Source organism: Nocardiopsis rhodophaea, assembly GCF_039530945.1.
GTDB lineage: Bacteria > Actinomycetota > Actinomycetes > Streptosporangiales > Streptosporangiaceae > Nocardiopsis_C > Nocardiopsis_C rhodophaea.
Genome location: NZ_BAAAPC010000031.1, coordinates 45,853 through 54,611 on the forward strand (window position 1 = coordinate 45,853; position 8,759 = coordinate 54,611).

General features: G+C 68.0%; 6 protein-coding genes and 1 pseudogene. 4 read left to right on the plus strand and 3 right to left on the minus strand.

The genetic code is table 11. The features are described 5' to 3' along the window. Nucleotides 1-561 precede the first annotated feature (561 nt). Nucleotides 562-1,137 carry a thioredoxin family protein gene (locus tag ABD259_RS24475; RefSeq protein WP_344165546.1) on the plus strand — a complete coding sequence of 192 codons (576 nt, stop codon included), beginning with the start codon at nt 562-564 and terminating at the stop codon, nt 1,135-1,137. A 448-nt stretch (nt 1,138-1,585) separates the two neighbouring features. On the opposite strand, the gene ABD259_RS24480 is transcribed toward ABD259_RS24475, so the two are convergent. Next, nucleotides 1,586-2,737, minus strand: a complete 1,152-nt coding sequence (locus tag ABD259_RS24480; RefSeq protein WP_344106991.1) for a S1 family peptidase — start codon at nt 2,735-2,737, stop codon at nt 1,586-1,588. Between the two features lie 491 nt (nt 2,738-3,228). Between ABD259_RS24480 and ABD259_RS24485 the strand changes: the two are divergent. Beyond that, nucleotides 3,229-3,693, plus strand: a pseudogene (locus ABD259_RS24485) (class II fructose-bisphosphate aldolase). Between the two features lie 210 nt (nt 3,694-3,903). Here ABD259_RS24485 and ABD259_RS24490 read toward each other — a convergent pair. Further along, on the minus strand, nt 3,904-4,422 hold the full coding sequence (locus ABD259_RS24490; protein WP_344165549.1) for a hypothetical protein: 519 nt from the start codon (nt 4,420-4,422) through the stop codon (nt 3,904-3,906). A gap of 176 nt (nt 4,423-4,598) precedes the next feature. Continuing rightward, nucleotides 4,599-4,994, minus strand: coding sequence for a winged helix-turn-helix transcriptional regulator (locus tag ABD259_RS24495; protein WP_344165552.1), 396 nt, complete (start codon nt 4,992-4,994; stop codon nt 4,599-4,601). Between the two features lie 87 nt (nt 4,995-5,081). Between ABD259_RS24495 and ABD259_RS24500 the strand changes: the two genes are divergently transcribed. Both ABD259_RS24500 and ABD259_RS24505 read left to right on the plus strand, forming a co-directional pair. Continuing rightward, nucleotides 5,082-5,459 (plus strand): DoxX family protein, encoded by a 378-nt coding sequence (locus ABD259_RS24500; protein ID WP_344165555.1) that lies wholly within the window; start codon nt 5,082-5,084, stop codon nt 5,457-5,459. 461 nt (nt 5,460-5,920) lie between these two features. Continuing rightward, on the plus strand, nt 5,921-8,635 hold the full coding sequence (locus tag ABD259_RS24505) for an alpha/beta fold hydrolase (protein WP_344165558.1): 2,715 nt from the start codon (nt 5,921-5,923) through the stop codon (nt 8,633-8,635). Nucleotides 8,636-8,759: the final 124 nt, after the last annotated feature.

Sequence of the window (8,759 nt, forward strand, 5' to 3'; positions counted from 1 at the left end):
AGGGTGGTCGAGAAGTGCGGTCGCGCAGGAACACGGAAATACAGTGCGGGCGGTGACCAAAAAGTACCTGGCCGTGGTGAGTTTTTCTAGGGGGCTGCAAGATCATCGGGGAGAGGTTTGTTAAATGCGTGTAACGCTCGACGTCAATCTGATGTACGTGCAGCTCAATGGGGTAGTGAAAATGTAAATCAAGGGTCGGGGATAATCCTGGAAGCCGAATGGGGGGAGGTCAATATTTGAAAATTTAGCAACGCGCGTGGCTGGATTTGAGGGAATCGCGCACGCTTCAGTACGTCCGCACGAAGTGGCGCTCGTCACACTCGATCGAATGTATTCGTTGGTTTGCCGCGCGAATCGGAGGACTGCGGCTGTTGATCTTTCGTTTGATAGAAAACTGTTCAACGGAAAAAGTCGGGGGACTCGTTTGTTCTTGGCGGATCGGCGTTCATCGCTACCGCCGCACCCACGACAGCTCCGGTGGTGCTCCCCCGGCCCGCCCCAGTCGGCCACCGCCCGTTTCATCCTTGCGCTGTGACCCGCGGCATATGCGAGACTGCCGCTATGGCAGCCACGCATTCCTACATGGTCGAGCTCGGCACCCCCGCTCCCGACTTCACGCTCCCCGCCGTCGGCGGGGACACGGTGTCATTGGGCGACGTCGCCGACGCCCCGGCCCTGGTCGTGATGTTCCTGTCCAACCACTGCCCCTACGTGCGCAGGATCGAAGAGGGCATCGGACAGGTGGGCGCCGAGTACCGGGACAAGGGGGTCGCCACCGTCGCGATCTGCAGCAATGACGTCGTCAACTACCCCGACGACTCCGCCGAGCACCTCGCCGAGCAGGCCGAGCGCGCCGGATTCACCTTCCCCTACCTCGTCGACGAGACCCAGGAGGTGGCCCGGGCCTACCGCGCGGCCTGTACTCCCGACTTCTTCGTCTACGACGCCGAGCGCCGACTGGCCTACCGCGGCGAATTCGACGCCGCGCGCCCGGGAAACGACCTCCCGGTCGACGGCGCGAGCCTGCGGGCCGCCCTGGACGCTGTCCTCGCGGGCAAGCCCGTGCCCGAACCCCACACACCCAGCCTCGGCTGCGGCATCAAGTGGAAGCCCGGAAACTCCCCCGACGAGCAGTAGACACTCCGCCGGGGGCGCCGCGCAGGCCCAACAGCTCGGCATCGACGACGGAGAAGGCCGCGAACAGCGCCACGAGTCGTGGGCGGATCCCCCCGGTCGTCCTCGTTGATAGGCGTGCAACCCGCATGGCGCCCACCCAGGGTGAGAGGGGCGAGCGAAAGCCGCCGCGATGCGCACCCTCATCCGTCCCCGGCGGGAATGGAGACGGGATGCGTTGAAGGGGGGCGCGTGCGGCAGGCGCGCTGAAGCGCACGTCGCGGCGGCTCCGGGCCGGGCGGGGGATCTGGTCGCCGAGGTGGTCGCGCCGGGGCCCGGTCGCGGCGGGTCGGAGAGGGCGAAGCCGACCGGTGCGGAGGGTGGTGCACCGGTCGGCCGGGGACGCTGTTGGGAGTGGCGGACCCGGGGAGGGAGATCGAGGAGGGGGGCTCCCCGCGTCCGCCTCAGCCCGTCAGCGGGTGAGCAGGGTCAGGTTCCACTGGTCCAGGATCGTGTTGAGGGGCTGGAAGTAGGTGGTGCCGCCCCAGGTGCAGTTGCCCGAACCGCCCGAGGTCACGCCCTGGGCCTGGGTGCCGCTGACCCAGGACCCGCCTGAGTCGCCGCCCTCGGCGCACACGTTGGTGCGGGTCAGGCCGCGCACCGTGCCCTCGGGGTAGCGCACCGTCTGGTTCTTGGACTCGATGGTGCCGCAGTGCCAGCCCGTGGTCTGCCCGGAGCGGCAGACAGAGGCACCGACCGCGGCCTCGGCCGAGCCGGTGATGTCCACGGTGCCGCCCGAGTAGTCGTCCACCTTCGCCACCGGCGTGAAGGCGGGGTTGGTCACCCGCACGAAGCCGGAGTCCTGGCCGGGGAAGTTGGACTGGACCACCGTGCCGATCTGGGTGCTGTTGTTGGGCCGCTCCCAGGTGGTGCTGCCCGCGTCACCGCAGTGCCCGGCCGTGACGTAGCCGCCGACGACCGGGATGCCCACGGAGCAGACGTACCACGAACCACCGTTCTGGAAGTAGTAGGGGGTTCCACCGACGAGGTCGGCGTAGGTGCGGGGGGTCTCGGCGCTCTCCTCGATCGTCACGGCGTCGGAATTCACCCCGGCCTCGGCGATGAAGTCCTCGGCTTCGGCGGCTTCGCCCCTGGCGACGGTCACGACCACGGAGTCACTGGCCGGGTCCACGCGCCAGCCCGCGATGGCCTCGTCGGCCGCCGCCTCGCTGTCGTCAAGGGTGTCCATGACCCTGCCGAGTTCGGCCTCGCCGTGCTCGACGACCTCGGCATCGGCACCGGTTGCCGTGACCTTCTCCACCGCGGCGGTGTCGGTGACCTGGATGGTGAGTTCCCGGTCCTCGATGTCGAAGTGGGAGCCGCCGAAGTCGTCGCCGAGGGCCGCACGCAGCGTCGTCTCGACGGCCTGCGCCTTCTCCTCGGATTCGATGAGGTCGACGGCGTCGGCCCTGGTAAGGCCGAGGTCGCGCTGCATGGCGTCGAGTTGTTCGGGGGAGGCGACCGGCGGCTGCGGTGCGGCCTGCGCCGCCGGCGCCACGGCGAACGTCAGGCCGAGGGCCGCGACGGCTCCGCCGATGGTGCGGATTGTGGGGGATGTAGGCAATTTACTGCCCTTTCATAAGGGGGAAATCATTCGGAAACCGAGCCCCGGATTGCCAGGGCAGAGCCCGGATTCCTGGTCGCAGCGGACCTTGTGGGACGCGCGCCGACCAGCAGTGTCCAGCAGAAATCTGATGAACAGTCGGGAAATCTAGAACATCGTGGGATGAACACGCTAGGGGTGGATAAATCCGCTTAACAGCGCAGATGTGGAGGAACAGACGAAAGGTAATTACGGGGTGTGACTATCCGGAGAGTGATCGATCAATCGAACTGGGCAAATGCGCGCCCCGTGCTCACCGTCCGTCTCGCTGTCAACGTTCGATCTAGATCGCAGGTCAGAATGGGTGTCCGGATGCGGCCAAAATCGCCCGCCGAGGTTTAGGACACGCAACCTCGTCAGCTCGGCAGCAACGGAAGCCGACCGCCGCCCAGCCGGAACCGAGAACCGCCCGGCCCCCGTGAGAACAGGGCCCCGCGTGCGATGCTGACGCCATGCGAGGTCCCCGAAGCCCGTCGCACCGGTGGCCCGACGCCGTCCGGTGGACGCCACACCTGGACGAGATCGGCCGGTGCCTCGACCGCGGCTACACGTCGGTGATGATCGACGGGTCCCACATGTCCTTCGCCGAGAACGCGCGGCTGACCGCGCGTGCCGTGTCGGCCGCCCAGCGCTACGGCGCCTAAGTCGAGGCCGAACTCGGTGTGGTCACCGGCGACGAGGACCGCACCACCCTCGCGGCGGTACCCGGAACCGATCCGGACCAGGCGCGGGCCTTCGTCGAGGAGACCGGGGTCGACCCGCTGACGCTCGCCGTGGGCAACGTCCACGGCATGACGGCCGAACCCGTGGCCCTGGACCTCGAACGGCTCGCCGCCATCCGCGAGCGCACGCCGGTTCCGCTGGTGCTACCGGGTCGTCCTGGTCGACTCGCCGGACGAGGTCGAATCCTGGCGTGAACGCGGCGCCCGGATCGTGCTGTTCAACTCCACCGCGATCCTCGCGAGGGGAACGCGCGACATTTTTGGCCGGGTCCCGGAGGCCAGCGCCGAACGCACGAACTGACACCAGGCATACCATCGAGGGATGAGTGGGGGCCGGTGGCGCGTGCGCGCCACCGGCCCCGTGTCCGTCGGTGCCGCGACCTGACGGGCGGAGCACCATCCCCGTCAGCCTGTGGGTCCGCCGAAGGGGACCGTGCGGATGCGCCACTCGCCGTCGTCCATCAGCCAGAAGAGCAGGTCGTCGGCGGTGTCGCCCTCGACCTCATCGGAATAGACGAGTTCGACGGTGGCGATCGGGGTCTCGCCCCGCGTGTCGGTGCCCATCTCGATCCCACCGATCTTCGCGACGTCGGCTCCGACGAAACCCTCGGCGTAGGTGGGGAAGGCGGGCTCGCACTCCTCTTCCATGGTGGCGGCCTGCGTGTTCATCGTGGTGAGGGTCACCGAGGCGTGCGCCTCCTCGTCGATGAGTGCGCAGCCCACCTCGCCGTCGCCGGTGCGCAGCGCTTCGAGGAAGTCCTCGGCCGCGGTGCGGGCCGCCGCCATGTTGTCGTCCTCGACGCCGGTCTCCGGCTGCGAATCAGGCCGAGAATCGGCGGGCTTGTCCGTGGCCTCGTCTGAATCGCCACCGCAGGCGGTGAGCGCCAAGATCAACATGAGCGCGCAGGGCGCGAGTCTTCTCATCCGGATCGCCTTCGAATCGGGGGCGGGCCGCGTCGGCCACGGCTGGGGCCTGTCTATAGATACCGCACCCGCGGCCTCACCGCCGAACCGGGGCGACGGTGGGCCCGATGGTGGGGACATCGCCGGATTCGGTTGGTCGTCCCCCCAGGCCGTGGCCGCCTGGGGAGCTCACCGTCTCAGCCACCGTCCTTCAGCGAGTTGTCGTAGCGCTCACGGCTGGCGACGATGTGCGGGTGGTTCTCCTCCGCCCAGTCGATCAGGGGAGAGAGCCGCTCGCACAGCGTCGACCCGGCCTCTGTCAGGGCGTAGTCGACCCGTGGCGGTGTCTGGGGGGTCACCGTTCGCGCGACCAGGCCGTCGCGTTCCAGGTTCCGCAGCGTCAGCGTCAGCATCCGCTGGGAGACGGTGTCGATCCTGCGACGCAGTTCCGAATAGCGGAGGGGGCCGTCCCCCAGCATCGTGATCACCAGAACGCTCCACCTGTCCCCGATGCGGTCGAGGACATCGCGGATATTGCAGCGTTCCTGATGCCCCGGGACCTGGTGGGAAACATCGGTGTTCGTTAGGAACACGGATTTTCCGTCTTTCGTCAAGTGCGTGGTGTCACTCATCATGGTCCTCGCATTTTGGATTCCTGATCAAGAATATGGGAGGCGTGCGTGCTGATCGCTGCCATGGTCCTGGCCATTCTCCTCGCCGGGGCGGTGCTGGCCGTCGGTGTGCCAAAGGCGCTGGCGCTGAAAACTGCTGTGGACCAGACGGTCGGCCTCGGGCTCGACCTGCGGATAATGCGGCTGACCGGAGTGTTCGAAGTCCTCGGCGGTGTGGGCCTGATCGTCGGGCTCGCGGGGGAGTGGTTGGGCATCGCGTGGGCCGTATGGCTCGGTGTCGCCGCCACCGTGGGTCTGGTGGTGCTCATGGTGCTGGCGCTCGGTTTCCACGTCACCAAGCGGGATCCCGTGCAGCGGATGGCGCCCTCGGCGGTCTTTCTGGTGCTCTCGGCCGCCGCGTTGATCACCCGCCTCATGGCGATGTGACTCCGTGCCTCCGGTTCTGTGCGAACCACCCGGATCGGTGCGGGATAAGCGCGCGGACAATCGGGCTGTGAGACACGGCACATTGAGTTGATCTCGCGCGTGTGTTGCCCTTGAATCCGGATTCCGGGAGGTTATTAAAAATTCCTGTGCGGCGGGGTTCAATGGCGTCTTCGGTTGCTGTGCCAGGGTGGTTGCGCTGGTGTTTTGGGGCTGGATGGGAGAAGGTCGAATAGCTCACTCCGTGCACTTTCACGGAGTTGGTGATCGTTGAATCGTCATCCGGATCGCGGCGCCTGGATCACCGCCGCTCATGGCCGTCTATTGCCGTTACGGGGTCCGAATACTGGAGCGGAAGATGAGGCACGACCACGGGGAGAAGAACGATGTCTTATCAGTTTTCCTTTCAAAGAAATGCCGATACGGGGGTCACTCCTTCCGCGTCCGGCATCGGACACGGTGCGGTGCCCCTCGCTGACGCACCACCCTGGACGTCCTTCCGTACCATCGGCGACCTCCTCGCCCACGCCGTCGAACACCGGCCGTGCGCGGGGGTCCGCTATCCCTCGGCCGACGACCCCGGTGCGTCCGTCTTCCAGTCCTACCCTGCCCTGCTGTCCGAGGCCTCCCGGCTCCTGTCCGGCCTGCGCGCCTGCGGCCTGCGCCCCCGCGACAACGTCGTCCTCCTGCTGGAGCAGCCCGACGACTACGTCCCCGCGTTGTGGGCGTGCGTGCTCGGCGGCTTCGTCCCCTGCCCACTGCGCCCGCAGGGCGCCGACACCTCGCGCTGGATCGAACAGCTGCGGCACGTCGACGACCTCCTGGAACGGCCGCTGTGGCTGACCACCAAAGGCCTCCGTGACGACCTGCCCCCGGCGCCCGACCTCGCGGACCTGTCCGTCCGCTGCCTGGAGGAACTTTCCGCTGCCGCCCCGGAAAGCGCATACCACCGCGCGGAGCGTGACGACACCGCACTGCTCATGCTCACCTCCGGCTCCACCGGGCACCCCAAGGCCGTCCGCCTATCGCACAGCAACCTCCTGGCCGCCCTGCCCGCGAAGGCGGAGCGCCTGGGCACCACGGCGCGCGACACCACGCTCAACTGGATCTCCTTCGACCACATCTCCGCCATCGAGATGCACCTGCTCCCGATGAGCGTCGGCGCGACCCAGCTCCAGGTCGCCCCCGAGACCGTCCTCGGCGACCCGCTGCGCCTGCTGCAGCTGTCCCACGCCCACCGGGTCACCCTCACCTTCACCCCCAACTTCCTCTTCGCCCAGATCAACCGGTCGCTGGACCGGCAGGACGACGACCTCACCCTCGACCTGTCACCGCTGCGCCGCGTCATCTCCGGCGGCGAGGCCACCGTGTGCGCCACGGTGCGGGCGCTCCTCGACCGGCTCGCCCCCTTCGGCCTGGACCGCGGCGTCGTCACCCCGGGGTTCGGGATGACCGAAACCTGTGCCGGGAGCGTCTTCTCCCTCGACTTCCCCGACGCCGACGAGGGCCAGGAGTTCGCCTCCCTCGGCCACGCCGTCGCGGGGCTGGAGATGCGCGTCGTCGGCGACGACGAGGAGCCGCTGCCCGACGGCGAGGTCGGCGAGCTGCACGTGCGCGGCCCGATGGTGTTCGGGGGCTACCTCAACAACGAGGAGGCGACCCGCGCGGCTTTCGCCCCGGGCGGGTGGTTCCGCACCGGCGACCGCGGCAGGCTCGACGCGGGTCGGCTGACGCTGGTCGGCCGCAGCAAGGACAGCATCATCGTCAACGGCGTCAACTACTTCAGCCACGACCTGGAGACCGTGCTGGAGCGCCTCGACGGCGTGGAGAAGTCGTGTGTCGCCGCGTTCCCCATCCGCCCACCGGGCAGCGATACCGAGCAGCTCGCCATCGTCTTCTCCCCGCGGCTCCTGCTGCGGGGCGAGGCCGACGACACGGCAGCGGACGAGAGCGAGGCGGAGCTCTACCGCCTGCTCGTCGCCATTCGCAGCAGCACCGTGCTGCACTGGGGCTTCCGCCCCTCGCTCATCCTCCCGCTGCCCGCGTCGGCGATCCCCAAGACGAGCCTCGGCAAGATCCAACGCTCCCAGCTGCGCAAGCGCCTGGAGTCCGGGGAATTCGCCGAGGCCGAGGCCAACGTCGCCGAGCTCATCACCCGCCAGCTGGGCGGTTACACGCCCCCCGCCAGCGACGCCGAGGCCACCCTCGCTGAGATCTACGCCGAGATGTTCGACGCCGACCCGGCCGAGATCAGTGCCACAGCGAGCTTCTTCGACCTCGGCGGGACGTCGCTGGACATCCTGCGGCTGAAGAGCCACGTCGAGCAAGCCTTCGGGGTGAGCGACGTTCCCGTCGTGCAGATCCTGCGCGCCCCGACCGTCCGTGCGCTGGCCGCGCGGTTCGGCCGCTCGGACCACCCCGAGGGGGCAGAGGGGCCCCAGGACACGGCCGCCTACGACCCCCTGGTGCCCCTGCAGCTCAGTGGGGACAAGACCCCTCTGTTCTGTGTGCACCCGGGCGTCGGCGAGGTGCTGGTGTTCGTCAACCTCGCCAAGTACTTCGTCAACGAACGCCCCTTCTACGCGCTGCGCGCCCGCGGGTTCGGGGCGGGAGAGGACTACTTCTCCACGTTCGACGAGATGGTCGACTGCTATGTCAGGGCCATCCGCGCCGAGCAGCCCGCCGGCCCCTACGCCGTCGCCGGGTACTCCTACGGCGGTATCGTCGCCTTCGAGATCGCCAAGGCGCTGGAGGCCCAGGGCGAACGGGTCGACTTCGTGGGGATCTTCAACCTTCCCCCGCACGTCCAGGACCGCATGCACGAGCTCGACTTCGTCGAGGGAGCGGTCAACCTGGCGTTCTTCCTGTCGCTGGTGACCAAGGAGCAGGCCGCCGAGCTGCCGGGGCTGCTCCGCGACGGCCTCACCCGCCGTGAGCAGCTGGAGTACCTCATCGACATCGCGCCTCGGCGGCGGCTCACCGAACTCGATCTCGACGTCGAGAAGTTCGGCGCCTGGGTCGACCTCGCTCAGTCGCTGGTGCGGCTGGGGACGACCTATGAGCCCAGCGGTGACGTGCGCTCCCTCAGCGTCTTCTACGCCATCCCGCTGCGGGGAACCAAGGAGGACTGGTTGAACCACCAGCTCCGCGCCTGGGACGACTTCGCCCGTGAGGAGTGATGTTGCTTCGGTTCGGTGGACAGGTGTCCGCTTTCGGATACTTTGTCACTGAACGAGGAGATCAACGTGCCCAAGACCCGACCCGCCTACCCGCCGGAGTACCGCGAGCAGATCATCTCGCTGG

Excerpts from the sequence above, each read along its gene's own strand:
- ABD259_RS24490 (WP_344165549.1), bottom strand. The coding sequence starts at position 4,422 with ATGAGAAGACTCGCGCCCTGCGCGCTCATGTTGATCTTGGCGCTCACC.
- ABD259_RS24475 (WP_344165546.1), top strand. The coding sequence starts at position 562 with ATGGCAGCCACGCATTCCTACATGGTCGAGCTCGGCACCCCCGCTCCC.